At 73.0% G+C, this 19,528-nt stretch carries 17 protein-coding genes; 7 read left to right on the top strand and 10 right to left on the bottom strand.

The features are described 5' to 3' along the window. Window positions 1-7: 7 nt before the first annotated feature. Window positions 8-553, top strand: coding sequence for a CGNR zinc finger domain-containing protein (locus ACL02O_RS11540; RefSeq protein ID WP_412818009.1), 546 nt, complete (start codon window positions 8-10; stop codon window positions 551-553). Window positions 554-652: 99 nt separating this feature from the next. After that, window positions 653-952: a hypothetical protein gene (locus ACL02O_RS11535; protein WP_412818008.1), complete on the top strand. Its 300-nt coding sequence runs from the start codon at window positions 653-655 to the stop codon at window positions 950-952. Between the two features lie 179 nt (window positions 953-1,131). Here the strand turns inward: ACL02O_RS11535 and ACL02O_RS11530 are convergent, their stop codons facing one another. The 5 genes from ACL02O_RS11530 to ACL02O_RS11510 all read right to left on the bottom strand — a co-directional run bounded on the left by ACL02O_RS11530 (window position 1,132) and on the right by ACL02O_RS11510 (window position 9,578). Then, entirely contained in the window at window positions 1,132-2,541 is a 1,410-nt protein-coding gene (locus tag ACL02O_RS11530; protein ID WP_412818007.1) for a class II fumarate hydratase, read from the bottom strand. Between the two features lie 35 nt (window positions 2,542-2,576). Further along, entirely contained in the window at window positions 2,577-5,567 is a 2,991-nt protein-coding gene (locus tag ACL02O_RS11525; RefSeq protein WP_412818006.1) for an AfsR/SARP family transcriptional regulator, read from the bottom strand. A 267-nt stretch (window positions 5,568-5,834) separates the two neighbouring features. Next, complete coding sequence (locus ACL02O_RS11520) at window positions 5,835-7,502, bottom strand: fumarate hydratase (protein WP_412818005.1); 1,668 nt, start codon at window positions 7,500-7,502, stop codon at window positions 5,835-5,837. Window positions 7,503-7,589: 87 nt separating this feature from the next. Continuing rightward, on the bottom strand, window positions 7,590-9,011 hold the full coding sequence (locus ACL02O_RS11515) for an outer membrane protein assembly factor BamB family protein (RefSeq protein ID WP_412818004.1): 1,422 nt from the start codon (window positions 9,009-9,011) through the stop codon (window positions 7,590-7,592). 72 nt (window positions 9,012-9,083) lie between these two features. Further along, on the bottom strand, window positions 9,084-9,578 hold the full coding sequence (locus ACL02O_RS11510) for an Lrp/AsnC family transcriptional regulator (RefSeq protein ID WP_412818003.1): 495 nt from the start codon (window positions 9,576-9,578) through the stop codon (window positions 9,084-9,086). 139 nt (window positions 9,579-9,717) lie between these two features. Here ACL02O_RS11510 and hppD point away from each other — a divergent pair, with 139 nt between their 5' ends. The 4 genes from hppD to hisC all read left to right on the top strand — a co-directional run bounded on the left by hppD (window position 9,718) and on the right by hisC (window position 13,795). Continuing rightward, entirely contained in the window at window positions 9,718-10,923 is a 1,206-nt protein-coding gene (gene hppD, locus ACL02O_RS11505) for a 4-hydroxyphenylpyruvate dioxygenase (RefSeq protein WP_412818002.1), read from the top strand. A 10-nt stretch (window positions 10,924-10,933) separates the two neighbouring features. Beyond that, entirely contained in the window at window positions 10,934-11,650 is a 717-nt protein-coding gene (locus tag ACL02O_RS11500; protein WP_412818001.1) for an RDD family protein, read from the top strand. A gap of 115 nt (window positions 11,651-11,765) precedes the next feature. Then, a complete protein-coding gene (locus ACL02O_RS11495; RefSeq protein WP_412818000.1) occupies window positions 11,766-12,695 on the top strand; it encodes an RDD family protein in 930 nt (309 codons plus the stop codon). Next, window positions 12,692-13,795 carry a histidinol-phosphate transaminase gene (hisC, locus tag ACL02O_RS11490; protein ID WP_412817999.1) on the top strand — a complete coding sequence of 368 codons (1,104 nt, stop codon included), beginning with the start codon at window positions 12,692-12,694 and terminating at the stop codon, window positions 13,793-13,795. The genes ACL02O_RS11495 and hisC overlap by 4 nt, the downstream gene beginning before the upstream one ends. Before the next feature lie 30 nt (window positions 13,796-13,825). On the opposite strand, the gene ACL02O_RS11485 is transcribed toward hisC, so the two are convergent. The 5 genes from ACL02O_RS11485 to ACL02O_RS11465 all read right to left on the bottom strand — a co-directional run bounded on the left by ACL02O_RS11485 (window position 13,826) and on the right by ACL02O_RS11465 (window position 18,240). Next, complete coding sequence (locus ACL02O_RS11485) at window positions 13,826-15,079, bottom strand: outer membrane protein assembly factor BamB family protein (protein ID WP_412817998.1); 1,254 nt, start codon at window positions 15,077-15,079, stop codon at window positions 13,826-13,828. Window positions 15,080-15,241: 162 nt separating this feature from the next. Further along, window positions 15,242-15,724 (bottom strand): SRPBCC family protein, encoded by a 483-nt coding sequence (locus ACL02O_RS11480; protein ID WP_412817997.1) that lies wholly within the window; start codon window positions 15,722-15,724, stop codon window positions 15,242-15,244. 114 nt (window positions 15,725-15,838) lie between these two features. Next, window positions 15,839-16,045 (bottom strand): DUF397 domain-containing protein, encoded by a 207-nt coding sequence (locus tag ACL02O_RS11475; protein WP_412817996.1) that lies wholly within the window; start codon window positions 16,043-16,045, stop codon window positions 15,839-15,841. 123 nt (window positions 16,046-16,168) lie between these two features. Next, window positions 16,169-17,368, bottom strand: coding sequence for a fumarylacetoacetase (fahA, locus tag ACL02O_RS11470; RefSeq protein ID WP_412817995.1), 1,200 nt, complete (start codon window positions 17,366-17,368; stop codon window positions 16,169-16,171). Continuing rightward, window positions 17,365-18,240: a hypothetical protein gene (locus tag ACL02O_RS11465; RefSeq protein ID WP_412817994.1), complete on the bottom strand. Its 876-nt coding sequence runs from the start codon at window positions 18,238-18,240 to the stop codon at window positions 17,365-17,367. Before ACL02O_RS11465 ends, fahA begins: the two co-directional genes overlap by 4 nt. Before the next feature lie 94 nt (window positions 18,241-18,334). On the opposite strand from ACL02O_RS11465, the gene ACL02O_RS11460 reads away from it, so the two are divergent. Further along, window positions 18,335-19,501, top strand: coding sequence for a homogentisate 1,2-dioxygenase (locus ACL02O_RS11460; RefSeq protein WP_412817993.1), 1,167 nt, complete (start codon window positions 18,335-18,337; stop codon window positions 19,499-19,501). Window positions 19,502-19,528 lie beyond the last annotated feature (27 nt).

Below are 19,528 nucleotides of genomic sequence, written 5' to 3'. Positions count from 1 at the left end.
AGTCAAGTTGCTTTTCGCTCATGACACCGAGTGCGGCCTGACCGCCGCGGCAGCACTGGTCAACACCGCCGGACCGGACCGCGAGGGCCTGCCGGACGTGGCCGCCCTCGACGAGTTCTTCACCGCGCACGCCTGGACCGGCCGGCACGAACACACCGGGGCGGAGCTGCGTGAGGTTCGCGCCCTGCGGCCCCGGCTGCGCAGGCTCTGGCACGCCGACCCCGACGAGGTGGTGACGATCGTCAACGGGCTGCTCCGCGAGTCGCACGCCCTGCCGCAACTCATCCGGCACGACGACGAGCCGTACCACCTGCACGCCGTGCCCCGGGACGCCCCCCTGGCGACGCGGATGGCGGTCGAGGCGGCCATGGCGATGGCCGATCTGGTCCGGATGGACGAGTTGAGCCGGCTGCGGACCTGCGATCACCCGGACTGCGACAACGTCCTGGTCGACCTCTCCAAGAACCGGTCACGCCGGTTCTGCGACGCCGGCTGCGGCAACCGCGCCGCCGTCACCGCCTACCGCGCCCGCAAGGCGGCGACCCAGTCCTGATGGGGAAAATCCGACGCGACCTCGGCGACAGGGCGGCATCCCGAGCACAGCGACACCGCCGGATCGGCGGCGCGGAGTCGGCCGAGCCGGGTCAGCGCGGTGGCGCGGCCAGGAAGGCCCGCCAGGCGTACTGGTCGAGGGCCGCCGCACCTACCGCTGCGCCCACTCTGGCTCTGCCGGGCCCGCGCCGCGCCCTGGCCGTGCGCCACCGCGCGGCTCTGCCTGGTCAGCGAGTACGCGCACGACCTGGTCGCGCTCAGCGTCCACCTCTGCACGGTGCGGCACGGGGCGACAGCCGACCTCCACCGCCTGCACCCGCACGCCGGACCGGACCCGCCGGCACTCTTCGCCCGCCTCCTCGCCTGGATGCCGCGCCGACGACAGCCGTTCCAGCAGTGATCCACTCGGCTTGCGGCAGGTCGCGCCATCACAAGCCCCAAAGCCGCAGATTGCCGCAAACGGAGTGGATCACGGCCCGGGGAAGGGGGGCGGACCAGGGCCAGCCGGGCGGGCCAGGGCGCCTGGGCAGGCCAGGGCGGCCCTGGGGCGGGTGAGGACGCCGGGGGCGGGTGAGGGCGTCAGGGGTGGGTCATCCGGAGCAGGTCGAGCGCCTCGTCGAGTTGGGTCTCGCCGAGCCTGCCGGAGTCCACGTGCCCCCGCGAGATCACCACCTCGCGGATGGAGACCTGCTTGGCCAGCGCCTCCTTGGCGATCGAGGCGGCCTCGTCGTAGCCGAGGTGGCGGTTGAGCGGGGTGACGATCGACGGCGACCCTTCCGCGTACGCCAGGCAGACCTCGGCGTCCGCGACCAGGCCGACCACCAGGCGGTCCGCGAAGAGCCGGCTCGACGCGGCCAGCAACTTGATCGACTCCAGCAGGTTGCGACCCATCACCGGGAGCATCACGTTCAGCTCGAAGTCGCCCTGCGTGCCGGCGAACGCCACTGCGGCGTCGTTGCCGATCACCTGGGCGCAGACCTGCCGCATCGCCTCGGCGACCACCGGGTTCACCTTGCCTGGCATGATCGACGAGCCCGGCTGGAGATCGGGGATGCGCAGCTCCCGCAGGCCGGCGCGCGGGCCGGAGCCCATCCAGCGGATGTCGTTGGCCATCTTGTAGAGGCCGACCGCGATGGTGCGAAGCTGGCCGGAGGTCTCCACCAGCGCGTCGCGGGCGCCCTGCGCCTCGAAGTGGTTGCGCGCCTCGGTCAGCGGCAGGCCGGTCGAGCCACGCAGCTTCTCGATCACCTTGCCGGCGAAGCCGAACGGGGTGTTGATGCCGGTGCCCACCGCCGTGCCGCCCAGGGGCAGCTCGGCCAGCCGGGGCAGCACCGCCTCCAGCCGCTCGACGCCGTAGCGGACCTGGGCGGCGTACCCGCCGAACTCCTGCCCAAGGGTGACCGGGGTGGCGTCCATCAGGTGGGTACGCCCGGCCTTGACCACGGTCTCGAACTCGGCCGCCTTCTCCTCCAGCGCCCCGGCCAGGTGCTTCAGCGAGGGGATCAGGTCCTCCACCACGAACTGCGTGGCGGCCAGGTGGATCGAGGACGGGAAGACGTCGTTGCTGGACTGTGAGGCGTTGACGTCGTCGTTCGGATGGACGCTACGGCTTAGCTCGCGGCCGGCCAGGGTGGCGATCACCTCGTTGGTGTTCATGTTGGACGAGGTGCCGGAGCCGGTCTGGAACACGTCCACCGGGAACTGGTCGTCGTACCCGCCGGCGGCGACGTGCGCGGCGGCGGTGGCGATCGCCTCGGCGACGTCCGCCCCGATCACCCCCAGCTCGCCGTTGACCTGCGCGGCCGCACCCTTGATCTGCGCCAGGGCCTTGATCTGGGCCGGTTCGATACCCCGCCCGGAGATCGGGAAGTTCTGCACAGCGCGCTGGGTCTGCGCCCGCCACAGCGCCTCGGCGGGCACCTCCACCTCACCCATCGAGTCGCGTTCGATCCGGTAGCCGGTCTCCTCTGGAGTCGTCACGCGTACCATCCTGCCGCGCCCGCCGTCGGCGCGCAGATGATCGGTCAGCCCAGTCCGGCGATCAGCTCCTCGGTCGCCCGCTGGTCCGGGGACTCGATCTGGCGGAACAGGGTCAGCGCCCGGCTGGCGTACGTGCGGGCCTGACGCGGGTCGGTGCCGCGCAGGCAACGCGCCAGCCCGTCGAGCGCCCGCGCCTGCTCGTAACGCAGCCCGAGCCGGGTGGCGTCCTCGAGCACCCGGCGGTGCAGGTCGAGTGCGCTCGGCAGGTCCCCCTGGTCGAGGAGCGCACGCGCCAGCAGGTTCCGCGCGGCGCACTGCCCGATGCGGTCCCCGGCGTCGGTCATCGCGGTGAGCGCGGCGCGGTGCAGGGCCGCCGCGTGCTCCGGACGGCCGTCCTCGCGCTCCATCATCCCGATCTCGTTGAGCACCTCGCCCTCACCGAACCGGTTGCCGGACGTGCGCTTCTGCTGGAGCGCCGCCCGCAACAGCCGACGCGCCGGCCCGCGGTCCCCCATCCGGTGACGGATCATTCCCAGGTGACCGAAGGCGTTCGTCACGTGTCTCAGGTTGCGATGCTCTCGCGCCGACAGGAGATGGGTCCGGGCGGCCCGCAGGGCCTCGTCGTATCGACCCAGGCTGAGCAGGGCGATCGAGAGGTTGTTGAGCAGGTCGGGTGCGACGACCTCGGGCTCGTCCACGGGCCTGGCCAACCGCATCGCGGTCTTGACACACTCCTCGGCGCGCCGGTACTCGTCAGCGCCGGCATAGGCGACGGCCAGGTTGCACAGGGTCCGTGTCCGCGCGGGACGGAGACCGAGCCGGCGGTGACGATCGGCGACGGCCTCCATGAGACGGGTCGCTTCGGCGAATCGCGCCAGTCGGAAGTGCGCCGAGGCGAGGTAATTCATGGTGACGGCGGCAGCCACGTCGTCGCCCCGGCTTTCGGCGGCGCGCAGGGCGATGGTGTGCGTCTCGGTCAGCTCGTCGAGATGCCCGCCGTCGAAGTTCGGCCACCAGGTCGCCCGGGCCAGCTGCCAGCACTGTTGAGGAAAGCCTTCGGCCTCGGCAAGACGGACCAGCGCGACGAGCGCGGCGCGGTTCTCGTCGAACCAGGTACGCCCCTGACTCGCGCTGGCCAGTAACAGGTCGGGCCGTGTCGGCGCGGTCGGGCGGAACAGGCTGCGGCGGCTGGCGTCCGGCTCGACGGACCGGGCGATCGAGGTCGCCACGTGCACAAAGTGGTCGAGCAGCCCCTCGACGGCCCGGTGCCGTTCCGCGGATCGTTCGGGCTCGTCGACCAGCCTGCGGGCGTATTCGTGCAGCAGGTCGTGCAGCCGGTACCGGCCCGGTTCCACCTCCTCGACCACGTGCGCATCCACCAACTCGTCGAGCAGATCCTGCGCCTCGCGCAGCGGCAGCTCGATCAGCGCGGCGGCCACCGCGTTGTCGAACCGGCCCCCGGGATGCAGCCCGAGCAGCCGGAACAGCCGCTGCGCCGAGGGCGACACCTGGGCGTACGACAGTGCGAAGGCCTGACCGACTGAGCGCTCGCCGGCCGCGAGCTCGCCCAGCGCGTCCGACCGAGCGGTCAGCCGCTCGGCCAGACCGGCGATCCGCCAGCTCGGCCGGTGTGCCAGCCGGGCGCCGGCCAACCGGATCGCCAGCGGCAGGTGACCGCACCGGCGGACCACCTCCGCCGCGGCTTCCGGCTCCGCGGCCACCCGGTCCGGGCCGGCCACCCGGGCGAGCAGCTCGACGGCCTCGTCCGGGTCCAGCACGGGCAGCGAGGACGGCCGCCCGTCGTCGAGCCCGACCAGGCGGCGACGACTGGTGATCAGGACGAGGTTGTCCGGTCCGTTGGGCAGCAGCGGCATCACCTGCGCGGTACCGGCGGCGTTGTCGAGCACCACCAGGGCGCGCCGGTTCGCCAGCTCGGTACGCCACACCGCCAGTCGGTCGTCGAGGTCGAGCGGGATCCGCTCCACCGGCGTGCCGAGCTGGCGGAGCAGCGTGGCCACCGCCGCTGCCGGGGTCAGCGGTTCCCGCTCGCTGTGCCCGTGCAGGTCGATGAAGAGCTGAGCGTCCGGGAACCGGTCGGCGAGGGCGGTCGCCACGTGCACGGCGAGGGTGGTCTTGCCGCTGCCCGCCATCCCGTCGATGAGGTGGACCCGGGCCCGGTCCTCGGCGATCTCCTTCACCAGCCGCGCCACCGTCTGCTGCCGCCCGGTGAAGTCGCTGATCGCCCGCGGCAGCGACCGGACCGGTACGACAAGCCGGGGTCGCTCCGGCTCGGTGGCCGTCACGTCGCCGGCGAGCACCCGCTGGTGCAGCTCCTGCAACGCCGCGCCGGGCTCGATGCCCAGCTCCTCGGCGTAGATCCGGCGGCCCGCGCGGTAGACGGCGAGCGCGTCGGCCTGCCGGCCGACCGAGGAGAGGGCCAGCATGAGCTGACCCCGCAGCCGCTCCCGCAACGGGTTGCGTTCCACGCCCTCGCCCAGCTCTTCGATCAGGTCGGCCGCCTGCCCCAGCCGCAGCTCGACGTCGACGCACTCCTCCAGCACGGCGAGTCGCTGCTCGTCGAGTGCCTGCGCCCGGCGGCGGACGCTCCGGCTGGCGATCCCACTCAGCGCGGGCCCGCGCCAGAGCGCGAGGGCGGCGCGGTAGTGCCGACGCGCCCCGGTGGCCTGCCCGGCGGCGATCGCGGCCCGGCCGGCGTCGACCTCGCGGGCGAAGACCTCGGCGTCCAGGTCGCTCGGCTCGATCCGGATGCCGTAACCGACCGGGTCCCGGACGATGGTCTCCGGGGACAGCCCGAGCGTGGCGAGCCGCCGCCGCAGTCGCGACACGCAGATCTGGAGCTGGGTCCGGGCGGTTGCCGGGGGGCGTTCCTCCCAGACCGCGTCGATCAGTTCCTCGACGGGGACCACGCGGCCGGCCCGCAGGAGCAGCATGGCGAGCACGATCCGGTCCCGCCCCGCGGTGACGGTGGCCTCGCCCGCACCGACCCGAAGGGACCCCAGGATCCCGAACCGCATCTGTCCCCCGCATGCCTTTTGCGCAACTTCCAGGAGCGTAGCCCCCAGGTCACGGATCGCCTCACGCAGGCGATAGCAATCTGATAGCGGATCGACAGCGATGGGCCCGACACTCGTTCCGGTTGTCGGTGACGACATCCGACGGGGGCGGTGCGCCCGGCCGGGGAGCCTCCGGGCGGGCGCACCGATGTCGACGGCCAGCGGGCGGCTACGAGTAAGGGGCGCCGGGACAGGTCCCCCCGGCGCCCCTGCCGCGTGCGTCGGACGTCAGCGCCGGCCGACGGTGAGCACCGGCTTGGTGACCTCGGCGAAGAAGTCGTTGCCCTTGTCGTCGACGACGACGAAGGCGGGGAAGTCCTCCACCTCGATCTTCCAGACCGCTTCCATGCCCAGCTCGGGGTATTCGAGAACCTCGACGTGCTTGATGCAGTCCTGGGCGAGCCGGGCCGCCGGGCCGCCGATCGAGCCGAGGTAGAAGCCGCCGTGCTGCTGACAGGAGCGGGTGACCTGGGCGGAACGGTTCCCCTTGGCCAGCATCACCATCGAGCCGCCGGCCGCCTGGAACTTCTCCACGTACGCGTCCATCCGGCCGGCGGTGGTCGGGCCGAACGAGCCGGACGCGTAGCCCTCCGGGGTCTTGGCCGGGCCGGCGTAGTAGACGGCGTGGTCGCGGAGATACTGCGGCATCGGTTCACCCGCGTCCAGCCGCTCGGCGATCTTGGCGTGCGCGATGTCCCGGGCCACCACGAGGGGGCCGGTCAGCGAGAGCCGGGTCTTCACCGGATACTTCGACAGCTCGGCGCGGATCTCGTCCATCGGCCGGTTGAGGTCGACCCGGACCACCTCGGAGGCGTCCAGGTGGGCGTCGGTGACGTCGGGCAGGTAGCGCGCCGGGTCGGTCTCCAGGCGCTCCAGCCAGACGCCCGACGGGGTGATCTTGGCGACCGCCTGCCGGTCCGCGGAGCAGGAGACGGCGATGGCGACCGGGCAGGAGGCGCCGTGCCGCGGCAGCCGGACCACCCGCACGTCGTGGCAGAAGTAGCGCCCGCCGAACTGCGCGCCGATGCCGAAGTTGCGGGTCAGCTCCAGCACCTCGGCCTCCAGCTCCAGGTCACGGAAGCCGTGGGCGCTCATCGAGCCGGAGGTGGGCAGGGTGTCCAGGTACTTCGCGGAGGCGTACTTTGCGGTCTTCAGCGCGTACTCGGCGGAGGTGCCGCCGATGACGATGGCCAGGTGGTACGGCGGGCAGGCCGCGGTGCCGATGAGGCGCAGCTTCTCCTCCAGGAACTGCATCATCCGCGTCGGGTTCAGCAGCGCCTTGGTCTCCTGGTAGAGGTACGACTTGTTGGCCGAGCCACCGCCCTTGGCCATGAAGAGGAACTTGTACGCGTCCGGGTGCCCGTCCGGGTCCTCGGCGTAGAGCTCCACCTGGGCGGGGAGGTTGCTGCCGGTGTTTCGCTCCTCCCACATGGTCAGCGGGGCGAGCTGCGAGTACCGCAGGTTCAGCCGGGTGTACGCCTGGTAGACGCCGCGCGAGATGGCCTCGGCGTCGCTGCCGTCGGTGAGCACGTGCCGGCCGCGCTTGCCCATCACGATCGCGGTGCCGGTGTCCTGGCACATCGGCAGCACGCCGCCGGCGGCGATGTTGGCGTTGCGCAGCAGGTCCAGCGCGACGAAGCGGTCGTTCGGCGACGCCGCCGGGTCGTCGATGATCGACCGGAGCTGGGCCAGGTGCGCCGGACGCAGGAAGTGGGCGATGTCGTGCATCGCCTCGGCGGTCAGCGCGGTCAGCGCGGAGGGCTCCACGGTGAGGAACCGACGGCCACCCGGGCCGTCGACGACGTCGACGCCCTCGTCGGTGACCAGGCGGTACTCGGTCTGGTCGGGGGCGGTCGGCAGCAAGGGGGCGTACGAGAAGGCGGCGGCACTGCTCATGACGGAAAAGCCTAGGGCAGAGGCGTCGATCGGTGGCACCCCCGGGTGCCTCCTGGGACGCCGCTCTCACCCGCCGCGCCGCGCCGGTCAGCAGAGCTCGTTCTTCGGCCCGCAACTGCCCTGGTCGGAGGGGGGCACGTAGGTCCCGCCCGGGTTCGGCCCGGGGGCGACGCCGCCGTCCGGCGGCGGCACGACGGTGGTGCCGGCGCCCCAGCGGACGTACCCGATCTCCCGCCCCTCGCCGATGATCATGCCGTGCGGGCCGACCGCCAGCGCGTTCGCCGAGGTCCGCAGCACCACCAGCTCCCGACCGGTACGGGGGTCGACCGCGATCAGCCGGGACGGCTTGTCCTCGGCGATCAAAGCCGCGTACGGGGTGAGCGCGGCCCCGCTCTTCCCCCCGGCGGCCCGGGTCCAGCGGGTGCGGTCGACGGAGAGCTCCCGGCCGAGGATCGACTGCTTGTCGGCGCTGCGCACCAGCGCGTACCGGTCGTCGACGGCGAGCAGCTTCTCGCCGTCCGCGCCGACCTGGAGCAGCCGGCCGTCGTACCCGTCGAGCACCGCCTCCCGGCCGTCCGGGGCCACCCCGATCAGCACGTTGCGGGCACCCTGGGGGTCCTCCCGCTGCACGCAGCCGGCGTAGTCGGCGGTGCGCAGGTTGAGCCCGGGCCGCCGCCACACCTCCCGCCCGGTGGCCGGGTCGACGGCGGAGATGGTGAAGTAGCAGGTCCCGTCGCGCGAGCTGGCGGTGATCCGGAGCAGCCGGCCGCCGATCACCGCGAGCCGCTCCTCCCGGCCGGGCTCGACGTTCTGCAGCACCCGCCCGGTCGCGGTGTCCACCACGTGCACCCGCCCGTCCACCGGGAAGCCGAGCAGCGGCGGGACGCTCTCCGGCCCGGCGACGCCGCCGTCGATGCGCGGCGCGCCCAGCCGGCGGCTGCCGAGCAGCTCCGGGTTGTCGGCGAGTACCCCGCTGTGCACCCCGGGCAGGAAGGCGGTCCAGAGCGGCCGGGTCCCGCGCGGCTCCCAGGCGCTCAGCGTGCAGTCGGTCGCCGCCGTGCAGTGGGCGTCGAGGAGCAGGTTCCGGTACGTCCAGACGGCGACCGCCTGGTCGTCGCGGCGGCGTACCACGCCGGTGGCCGGGTCGAGCAGCTCGTACCCCTTGACCAGGAGCTTGCCCACGGCGACGACCGGGTTCCGGTCGCCGCCCGCGACCGCCGCCCAGTCCGCCTTGCGCTCCCAGAGCTGGGTGCCGGTGGCCAGGCTGCGCGCCTCGACCCGGGTCCGCTGCTCGACGATCACGGTGTCGCCGGCGATGGTGACGCTCCTCGGCGTGCCGCCGACCCGCTGCTGCCAGACCACGTCCGGCTGGGAGATCGGCTCGCTCCGGTCGACCCAGTCCCACACCGTCGGGAAGGGGTTCCACACGCCGGTCGCGGCGAGAATGACCACGGTGATGAGCCCGAGCAGCAACCAGCCACGTACGCCAAGGCCCTTCACAACGCCCACGGTAGCGACGATCACCGCTGCGCCGACCGCACGGACGGCCGTGTCGCGCCGCTTTCTCGGCCCGCGGTCGTGTTATGCGCCGCCGCGGGCGGCCGAGCGGACCAGCGGGAGGGTGCGGTAGGGGATCTGCTCGGCCAGCGCGATGATCGTGGAGGCGCGGCGGATGCCTTCGTACGACACGATCTGGTCGATCACCCGCTGCAGGTCGGTGTTCGACCGGGCCACGATGCGGCAGAGCAGGTCGCTGGAGCCGGTGATGGTGTGCGCCTCCAGCACCTCCGGGATCGCCGCCAGGTGGGCGGTCACCGGGTCGTGGCCGTGTCGCTGGCTGATCTCCAGGGTCACGAAGCTGGTCACCCCGAAGCCGATCGCGGCCGGCGAGATGTCCGGGCCGAAGCCGCCGATCACCCCCCGCTCGATCAGCTTGTCGAGCCGGGCCTGGACGGTGCCCCGGGCCACCCCGAGGCGGCGGGAGCACTCCAGCACCCCGATCCGCGGCTCCTCGGCGAGCAACGTGAGGAGTCGTGCATCCAGCTCGTCGAGCTGTACATCCTGACTAGCGCTCATGGGTTCTCACCTTACCAAATGCACAACCTGACCAGCATTATTGGGAACGGTTGCCCAACCACCACCGACGCAGCGATCCTCGCGAGACAAGCAACCAACGGCGGCCCACGAGGCCGGCCGGTACGCAAGGGAGGCCACCATGACCCAGGCGATCGACCGACCCGAGTCGACCGAGGAGGTCGACGTCGACGCCCTCGTCGGCGCCGTCGACCACGACATCACCCGGGACCCGTTCCCGGTCAAGGGCCTCGACCACGTGCACTTCCTGGTGGGCAACGCCAAGCAGGCCGCCCACTACTACTCCACCGCGTTCGGCATGACCTGCGTCGCGTACCGCGGTCCGGAGCAGGGCTACCGGGACCACGCCCAGTACGTGCTGACCAGCGGCTCGGCCCGGTTCGTGCTGACCGGCGCGGTCCGCCCGGACGCCGAGGGCGCCGAGCACGTCGCGAAGCACAGCGACGGCGTCTCGGACATTGCGCTGGAGGTGCCGGACGTGGACGCCGCGTACGCGCACGCCACCGCGCAGGGCGCGACCGGCCTGGTCGAGCCGCACGATGTCAGCGACGAGCACGGCACCGTCCGGCTGGCCGCCATCGCCACGTACGGCGACACCCGGCACACCCTGGTCGACCGGTCCCGCTACACCGGTCCGTTCCTGCCCGGCTTCGTGGCACGCGGCCCGATCGTGGACCGGCAGCCGATGATCGACGCCGGCCTCCAGCCGAAGCGCTTCTTCCAGGCCGTCGACCACGTGGTCGGCAACGTGGAGCTGGGCCGGATGGACGAATGGGTCGAGTTCTACAAGCGGGTCATGGGCTTCAGCAACATGGCCGAGTTCATCGGCGACGACATCGCCACCGACTACTCCGCCCTGATGAGCAAGGTGGTCGCGAACGGCACCCGCAAGGTGAAGTTCCCGCTCAACGAGCCAGCCGTCGCCCGCAAGAAGTCGCAGATCGACGAGTACCTGGAGTTCTACCAGGGCCCCGGCGCGCAGCACATCGCCGTCGCCACCAACGACATCCTGGCCAGCGTCGACGCCATGCGCGCGGCCGGCGTCGAGTTCCTCGAGACCCCGGACTCCTACTACGACGACCCGGAGCTGCGCGCCCGGATCGGCCAGGTGCGGGTGCCGATCGAGGAGCTGAAGGCCCGCAAGATCCTGGTCGACCGGGACGAGGACGGCTACCTGCTGCAGATCTTCACCAAGCCGGTGCAGGACCGCCCGACCGTCTTCTTCGAGCTGATCGAGCGGCACGGCTCCCTCGGCTTCGGCAAGGGCAACTTCAAGGCCCTGTTCGAGGCGATCGAGCGGGAGCAGGAGAAGCGCGGCAACCTGTAACACTGTCCGCGTGACCCAGCCTCCCCCGAACACTCCGCCGCCGCCCGCCGGGCCCTCGCCCGCGGGCGGCGGCTTCACGCCCCCGTCCGGGCCGTACCTGCCGCCCCCGCAGCGCACCCCGGAGCCGTACGCCGGGCTGCCGAGCTACCCGCCGCCGCCCCCTGGGTACGCCCCGCACCCCGGGTTCGTGCCGCCCACCCTGGCCCCGAACGGGCAACCCCTGGCCGGCTTCGGCGACCGGCTGGTGGCCTGGCTGCTCGACACCGCCGTGGCGACCGTGCTGGCCATGGTGTTGTTCTTCCCGGTCTTCATCTGGCTCTGGCTCCGGATGTTCACCGAGATGACGGCGGTGAACCCGGACGGGACCGTGCCACAGCCCGATCCGGCGACCATGTTGGGCGACTTCTTCCTGCCGATGCTGCTCGCCGAGGCCGGGCTGCTGCTGGTGATGCTCGTCTTCTACTGGCTCTACCACGTCGAGTACGCCCGCCGGACCGGGCAGACGCTCGGCAAGAAGGCGATGAAGCTCCGCATCGTGCCGCTCGACCCGGCCGCGCCGCTGACCCGGGGCGTGCTCGGCAGGCGGTACCTGGTGGAGTTCGTGGCCGGCACGCTGGTGCCCTTCGCCAGCTACGCCGACGGGTTCTGGCAGCTCTGGGACAAGCCCTGGCAGCAGTGCCTGCACGACAAGTTCGCCGGCACTGTGGTCGTTAAGGTTGCACCGTGAGCGTGAGGAGTGAGCCGGACCTGCGAGCCCCGCAGCCGCGAAACTGGGACGGCGCCGTGAGCGTGCGGAGTGAGCCGGGCCTGCGAGCCCCGCAGCCGCGAACCTGGACGAAACCGTGAGCGTGCAACCCGGCTGGTACGTCGACCCCGCCGATCCCGAGACCCGGCGGTACTGGGACGGCGAGGGGTGGATCGGCGCGCCGATCCCGGTCGACGCCACCCCGCCCGACGGCCCGCCGCCGCCCGAGCCGGCTCCCGCCGCCGAGCCGGTGCCCGTCGGTCCCGGGGCACACCCGGGTCGGCCGGACACCGGGGTCCACCCCGGCCAGCCGGGTCCCGCGCCGTATCCGGGGCTACCGGGCGGAGCGGGACAGTGGCCGGGTCAGCCGGCCGGGCCGCCACCGGGCGCGCCCTACCCGACCTGGCCGGGCCGGCCTCCCCTGCCGTACCCGCACGGGCTGCCGCTTGCCTCGTACGGCGCCCGGCTGGTCGCCCGCCTGATCGACTTCGGCATGGTGTTACTGCTCAACGTCGCGGTGAACGGCTGGTTCGTCTGGCGGTATTTCGAGGAGATCGCCCCGTACCTGCGGGAGTCGTTCCGCCGGGCGCTGTCCGGAAACAATTCCACCGAGGGACTGCCCCAGCCGGGCGACCAGGCCGGCCTGCTCCAGATCGTCATCCTGCTGATCGCCACCGCGCTCTGGTTCGCCTACGAGGTGCCCTCGATGGCGGCCCGCGGGCAGACCTTCGGCAAGCGGGTGGTGGGCGTCCGCGCGCTGCCGGTCGAGGCCGACCAACCACTCGGCTTCGGCCGGGCCACCCGGCGCTGGACCACCCTCGGCCTGCCCACCATGCTCTGGTACTGCTGCGGCTTCGGCCTGCTGCTCCAGTTCGTCGACGCCGTCTCGGTGCTCTTCGACCAGCCGCTGCGCCAGGCGCTGCACGACAAGCGCGCGCAGACCGTGGTGGTCCAGCTTCCCCGTACCAGGCCCGACACCCGTACCGCCCCGCGCGATCGCGCCAACCCTCCGGGAGACACCCCATGACCGACACCGGACGTCACCAGCCTCCGCTGCGGCTGACCCGCGCCGACCTGGACGCGCTGCCGAACTACGTGCCGGGACGCAGCCCCGCCGACCTGGCCCGCGAGCTGGGCCTGCCCGAGGCGATCAAGCTGGCCAGCAACGAGGTGCCCTACGGCCCGCTGCCCGGCGTGGTGGAGGCGGTCACCGAGGCGGTCGCCGGCTCGCACCGCTACCCGGACATGGGTGTGGTGGCGCTGCGCCAGGCCCTCGCCGAGCGGTACGGCGTGGACGCCGACCGGATCGCCACCGGCTGCGGCTCGGTCGCGCTGGCCGAGCACCTCGTGCGGGCCACCTGCCTGCCCGGCGACGAGCTGCTCTACTCGTGGCGGTCGTTCGAGGCGTATCCGATCATCGCGGCGACCAGCGGTGCGACCAGCGTCCGGGTGCCGAACGACGCCGGCCACGGCCACGACCTGACCTCGATGGCGGCGGCGGTGACCGACCGGACCCGGATGATCCTGGTCTGCAACCCGAACAACCCCACCGGTACCGCCGTCCGCAAGGCGGAGCTGGACCGCTTCCTCGACGCGGTGCCGGACGACGTGCTCGTGGTCATCGACGAGGCGTACCGGGAGTTCGTCACCGACCCGGAGGTGCCGGACGGCCTCAGCTACCTGGACCGACCGAACGTGGCGGTGCTGCGCACCCTGAGCAAGGCGTGGGGGCTCGCCGGCCTGCGGATCGGCTGGCTGGTCGCCGAGCCGACCGTGGCCGCCGCCGTGCGCAAGGTCGTCACCCCCTTCTCCACCAGCATGGCCGCCCAGGCCGGCGCGCTCGCCGCGTTGACGCAGGCCGACGAGGTCGAGCGCCGGTGCGCGCTGGTCGTCGCCGAGCGGGAGCGGGTCACCGAGGCGCTGCGCAAGTTCATCCCGGACGTGCCGTCCAGCCAGGCCAACTTCGTCTGGCTGCCGCTCGGCGAGCGGGCCGTCGACTTCGGCAAGGCGTGCGAGGCGCGCGGCGTCATCGTCCGGCCGTTCCCCGGCGACGGGGTGCGGGTCACCATCGGCACCCCGGCCGAGAACGACGCCTTCCTGGCCGCCGCCGAGGCCGCGCTCGTCTGAGCCGCTCCGGCTGCTCGCCGCCGCCCGGGCCTAGGTGGCGGCGAGCAGCACCGGCTCGGAGGTCAGGAAGTACGCCTGGTCGTCGTCGTCCGCGGTGGCCCGCTCGCGGGCCCGCTCCACCGCCAGGTACCCGCCCGTCGCGTACGCCCGGCCGGGCTGCCAGCCGAGCCCGTCCTGGCCGATCTCCAGCGGGAAGCGAGACCGCTCCGCGCCGGTTGCCGGGTCGAGAGTGACCAGGTCGTTCCGCTCGGTCAGCAGGTGCACCCGGCCCGGCTCGGCCGCGATGATCCGGACCGGCCCGAGGTCGGCCCGCCGCCACAGCTCCTCGCCGCCCCGGGCGGATCGGCCGGTCACCACTCCCGCCGAGGTACCGACGGCCCGCTCGCCGTCGAGTACGGTGTCCGTCCCGTCGAGGGCGGGCGCGGCCACCGGGGCACCGGCGCCGACCAGCCAGCCCCGGCCGTTGCCGTCGCCGCGGCCGGAGATGCGCAGCCCCCGGCAGCCGGAGCGTCCCTCCCGGCAACCGACCGGGGTCACCACCAGCTCGTCCGGCGCGCTCGGGGGACGCCAGCGGGTGCGGACCGCGCCGGTCGCGGCGTCCCGGAACTCGACCGTCTCCGGCCCGGCGCAGGCGACCAACCCGAGCACCTCACCGGTGGCGGTGGTGCCCGCCGCGCCGACGCAGCCCCGCTCCTGGTCGACCCGCCAGAGCCGGCGGCCGTCGGTCAGGTCGTACCCGTCGAGCTGCCCGGCACCGGCCGCGACCAGTACGCCCCGGCCCGCGGCCGGGCGGGCGACGTACAGGCCCGCCGGATCCCAGACCGTCGCGGCGTAGGTGCGGCGCGGCTCGGGCCGCTCCGCCGCCGCCGGCCCGTCGGTCCGCCAGGCCACCCGGCCGGTACGCGCGTCGAGCGCCACCAGCTTCCCGTCCGACCAGCGGGTGACCACGGTGGTGCCGTCGGCGAGCACGCCGTCGAGCCGGGCCGGCCAACGCCGGTACGCCCAGTACGGGGTCACCCGGTACCGCCGGTCGACCGGCTGGTCGGCGTACACCTGACGGGCACCGGCGTAGACACGGAGCCGGCCGTCGACGACCAGCGAGGCCACCGGCAGCCGGCCGATCACCCCGGGACCCGGGTTCGGCGCCGCCGGGTACGAGCCGCGGGCAACCGTGCTGACCTCGGCCGGCGCGAGCACCCGGTACACCACGGCGGTCGCCGCCCCGACGGCCAGCATCGCCGCGAGCGCCACCACGATCCGCCGCCGCCCCGAGGGCTTCCCCATGCCGCACCTCCGCCCGGCACCCTACCGACCGGCAACTCCAGCTCGCAGCGCGGCGCCAGACGCGCCGAGCTGGAGTTGCCGGAGGCGAGCCAAGGTCGCAGCGCGGCGCCAGACGCGCCGGCGCAGCGCCCTGCGTGCTCCGGTCGGCGGAAACGGGCCGGCTCAGGCCGCCTCGGCGGAGCGGGTGGGCGCGACCGCCCGGGCCAGGTCGGTGAGATCGCGCCGGAGGGCGCCCTCGACCGCCCGAGCGGCCAGCCCGCCGAAGATCAGGGCCAGCATCCGGCCGTACACGGCGGTCGGCTCGGCCTGCTGCTCGACGGTGACCTCGGTGCAGCCGCGGCGGCGGCGTTCGACCGGACGCAGTCGCCAGGTGACCCGGTAGTCCGCTCCCGCGCCCCGCGAGCTGAGCACGAGCCGGGTCGGGGCGACCGCCTCGACCACCACGAACTCCTCCGGCTCCGCGGTGCCGTCCGGTCGGACCCGGGTCTCGCACCACGCGGTGCCGGGGCCGAAGGGCCCGGGGGTGAGCACGTCGACCGCGCCGACGGCGGAGAGCCAGGCGGCCCGCGCGGGAAGGTCGGCGAGGAGCCGCCACACGTCGACGTCCTGCGCTTCGATGAATGCAGTAACCGTCACCGTCGACATGGCACCTCCCGTGTCGTCCACGGTACGGGGCGTGAACGGGAAACGGGGAGGGTTGCGGTGACATTTCCACCGCCGGTGCCCCCGTCGGGGCACCGGGGTCAGGGGGCGTCGGGGTCAGCTCCGGAGGGCGCCGGCACGGATCGCGGCGACGAACGCCGTCCATCCCGGTGGACTGACCGCGAGCGCCGGGCCGGTCAGGTCCTTCGAGTCGCGTACCCCCACCACGCCCTGCGCGGCGACATTCGTCGCCACCTCGACGCAGAGGCCCTGATCGTTGGAGCGGCTACTGGTGCGCCAGACGGCACCGGCCAGGTCGGTCATCCTCGTCTCCTCCTGCTCGGGCACGCCCGACGGGCGTGCGGAATCCGCGACGATCAACGGGGATGACGACGTGCCCGGTCGCACAGTGGGTGCGACCGGGCACGGAAAGGCGGGAGGGCGGCGTCAGCGAGCCGGGAGGATCGTCCCGGTGACCTCGCCGAGGGCGATCGTGGTGCCGTCCGGGCCGGGAGCGGTGGCGCTGACGGTGACCGTGTCGCCGTCCTCCAGGAAGGTCCGGGTGCCCCCGTCGGCGAACTTCACCGCTTCGGATCCGCCCCAGGTCAGCTCCAGGAACGAGCCCACCTGACCGCGCTCCGGACCGGAGACCGTGCCGGAGGCGTAGAGGTCGCCGGTACGCAGCGACGCCCCGTTGACCGTGAGGTGGGCGAGCTGCTGGGCCGGCGTCCAGTACATGGTGGCGAAGGGCGGTTCGGCCACCCGCTCGCCGTTCCACTCCACCGACAGGGCGAGGTCCAGCCCCAGCCGCGGGGTGTCACGCAGGTAGTCCTGCACCGGCGGGTCCTGGTCCGGGGCCGGCACGAAGGCGTCGGCCAGCGCGTCCAGCGGGGTGATCCAGGCCGAGACGGAGGTGGCGAAGGACTTGCCCAGGAACGGGCCGAGGGGCTGGTACTCCCAGGCCTGGATGTCCCGGGCGGACCAGTCGTTGACCAGCACCACGCCGAACACGTGGTCGGCGAAGTCCTCGACCGCGACCCGGTCGCCGAGCCGGCTCGGCACGCCGACCACGAAGCCGACCTCGGCCTCGATGTCCAGCCGTACGGACGCGCCGGTGGTGGGGCCCTGCGCGGTGGCCCGCTGGCCGGTGGGGCGGACCACCGGGGTGCCGGAGACCACCACCGTGCCGGCCCGGCCGTGATAGCCGATCGGCACGTGCTTCCAGTTCGGCAGCAGCGGCGGCTGACCGGGGCGGAAGATCTGCCCGACGTTGGCCGCGTGGTGCTCGGACGAGTAGAAGTCCACGTAGTCGGCCACCTCGAACGGCAGCAGCAGCTCCACCTCGCGCAGCGGCACCAGCAGCGGCTCCACCGCAGGCCGGTGCGTCTCGTCGGTGAGCAGCTCGACGATCCGCTGCCGGACGGCGGTCCACTGCGGACGGCCGAGCGCCATGAAGGCGTTCAGGGTGGGCCGGCCCAGCGCCCCGGCGGCCAGCACCAGGCCGGCGTCCTCCGCGCCGGCCAGGTCCAGCACGAAGTCGCCGATGCGTACGCCGATCCGCGGTTCGCGATCGCCCGGCCGGAACACCCCGTACGGCAGGTTGGTCACCCCGTACGGGGAACCGTCGGCACCCGTCACCCAGCTCACTCGCTCACTCCCTCGAAGCCCCCGTTCACCAGCCCCAGCCGGATCAGGTCGGTCAGTGGTTCCTCAATGCTGCACGAGCCGTAGCCCACCCAGAGCGGGCGCTCGTCGTCCCGGTGCGCCCGTACCTGCTCGACCACCCGCACCGGGTCGGTCGCGGCGAGCAGTTCGGAGACGGCGTCCACCTCGGCACCCTCGGTGGCGGCGAGGGTCGCGGCGAGCACGTTCACGTACCCGTGGTGGGTGAAGCCGGTCTCCGGGTCGCGGTGCCGGATCGCGTGGTGCAGCCCGGCGGTCAGCTTGAACGGCAGCTCCCGGTCCCGGCAGGCGCAGATCACCGCGGCCAGCTCGATCGGGGTCGGGAAGAGTTCGGCGGCCAGCCCGCCGGTGCGGAACTTGGCGGCGACCGGCAGGCCGCCGGCCCGCGCCGCGGCGACGGCGTCCAGCGCGCCCATCAGGCCGAAGGTCAGCGGGATCTCCGCGTAGACCGTGGTGCCGGCCCACCTCTCGGCGAGCTTGACCAGCTCGGCCAGACCGGCCTGCGGATCCTCGCCGCGCTTGGCAACCGGCACCTCGACCTGCCGGGCGGTCACGCCGTCGGGCGGCAGCAACGACAGGGCGAAGGGCAGCCGTTCGATGCCGGTGTCGCCGATCAGCCCGATGACGAAGCCCTCGGCCGGATCGACCAGGCCGCTCAGCTCGCCGGCCGCGATCGCGGAGGCGGGCAGCAGCAGCGGGCCGACCAGGTCGGCGTACCAGGCGGCACGGTGCCGACGGTGGGCGGCCACCGCGTCCGGCAGCGACGCGCTGCCGGGCGGGAAGACCGCCGCATCGTCGACCAGGCCGGCGAAGAGACGGGTCACCTGCGTTGACACGAGACAAGAATCTACGGGACGCTACGAGGAACGGACAACAGCGTCCGATTACCGGACGTCATCGGCCGGAGAACGGGACATATCGGGAGGCGAAATGCCGTACTACCGCAGGGTCGGCGAGGTGCCCCGCAAGCGCCACACCCAGTTCCGGCAACCCGACGGCAGCCTCTACGCGGAGGAGCTGGTCGGTCAGGAGGGCTTCTCCTCCGACTCGTCCCTGCTCTACCACCGGCACGCGCCGACCGCGATCGTGGCCGCTGAGGAGTTCACCCCACCCGCGTTCACCCGCGTGCCGAACCTGCCGCTGAAGCCGCGCCACCTGCGCACCCACAAGCTCGACGGGACCGGCGCGGACCCGGTGCTCGGCCGGCAGTACCTGCTCGCCAACGACGACGTCCGGATCGCGTACGTGCTGGCCGACCGGCCGTCCCCGCTGTTCCGGGACGCCACCGGGGACCACTGCCTCTACCTGGAGTCCGGCTCGCTGCGCGTCGAGTCACCGTTCGGCGTGCTGGACGCGGTGGCCGGCGACTACGTCGTCATCCCCACCTCGACCATCCACCGCCTGGTCCCGACCGGCGACGAGCCGACCCGGCTGCTCGCCGTCGAGGCGGCCGGGCACATCGGGCCGCCCAAGCGCTACCTCTCGGTACGCGGGCAGTTCCTGGAACACTCGCCGTACTGCGAGCGGGACGTCCGGGGACCGGACACGCCGCTGCTGGTCGACGGCGAGGACGTCGAGGTGCTGGTCCGGCACCGCCGCGGCTGGACCCGCTACACCTACGCCCACCACCCGTTCGACGTGGTCGGCTGGGACGGGCACATGTACCCGTGGGCCTTCTCCATCCACGACTTCGAGCCGATCACCGGGCGGATCCACCAGCCGCCGCCGGTGCACCAGACCTTCCAGGGGCCGAACTTCGTGATCTGCTCGTTCGTGCCGCGCAAGGTGGACTACCACCCGGACGCCATTCCGGTGCCGTACAACCACCACAACGTCGACTCCGACGAGATGCTCTTCTACACCGGCGGCAACTACGAGGCCCGGCGCGGCTCCGGCATCGAGCAGGGCTCGATCTCGCTGCACCCGTCCGGCTTCACCCACGGCCCCCAGCCCGGGGCGGCCGAGCGCTCGATCGGGGTGGACTTCTTCGACGAGCTGGCGGTCATGGTGGACACCTTCCGCCCGCTGGACCTGTGCGACGCCGGGAACGCCTGCGAGGACGACGGGTACGCCTGGACCTGGGCGCGCCGCGCCTGACGTACGCGAAGGGGCCGCGCCCGATCG

Source organism: Micromonospora mangrovicola, assembly GCF_047200535.1.
Lineage (GTDB): Bacteria > Actinomycetota > Actinomycetes > Mycobacteriales > Micromonosporaceae > Micromonospora.
This window is presented reverse-complemented; position numbering and strand designations above follow the sequence as displayed.

Excerpts from the sequence above, each read along its gene's own strand:
- ACL02O_RS11530 (WP_412818007.1), bottom strand. The coding sequence starts at position 2,541 with ATGGTACGCGTGACGACTCCAGAGGAGACCGGCTACCGGATCGAACGC.
- ACL02O_RS11525 (WP_412818006.1), bottom strand. The coding sequence starts at position 5,567 with ATGCGGTTCGGGATCCTGGGGTCCCTTCGGGTCGGTGCGGGCGAGGCC.
- ACL02O_RS11520 (WP_412818005.1), bottom strand. The coding sequence starts at position 7,502 with ATGAGCAGTGCCGCCGCCTTCTCGTACGCCCCCTTGCTGCCGACCGCC.
- ACL02O_RS11510 (WP_412818003.1), bottom strand. The coding sequence starts at position 9,578 with ATGAGCGCTAGTCAGGATGTACAGCTCGACGAGCTGGATGCACGACTC.
- hppD (WP_412818002.1), top strand. The coding sequence starts at position 9,718 with ATGACCCAGGCGATCGACCGACCCGAGTCGACCGAGGAGGTCGACGTC.
- hisC (WP_412817999.1), top strand. The coding sequence starts at position 12,692 with ATGACCGACACCGGACGTCACCAGCCTCCGCTGCGGCTGACCCGCGCC.
- ACL02O_RS11485 (WP_412817998.1), bottom strand. The coding sequence starts at position 15,079 with ATGGGGAAGCCCTCGGGGCGGCGGCGGATCGTGGTGGCGCTCGCGGCG.
- ACL02O_RS11480 (WP_412817997.1), bottom strand. The coding sequence starts at position 15,724 with ATGTCGACGGTGACGGTTACTGCATTCATCGAAGCGCAGGACGTCGAC.
- ACL02O_RS11475 (WP_412817996.1), bottom strand. The coding sequence starts at position 16,045 with ATGACCGACCTGGCCGGTGCCGTCTGGCGCACCAGTAGCCGCTCCAAC.
- ACL02O_RS11460 (WP_412817993.1), top strand. The coding sequence starts at position 18,335 with ATGCCGTACTACCGCAGGGTCGGCGAGGTGCCCCGCAAGCGCCACACC.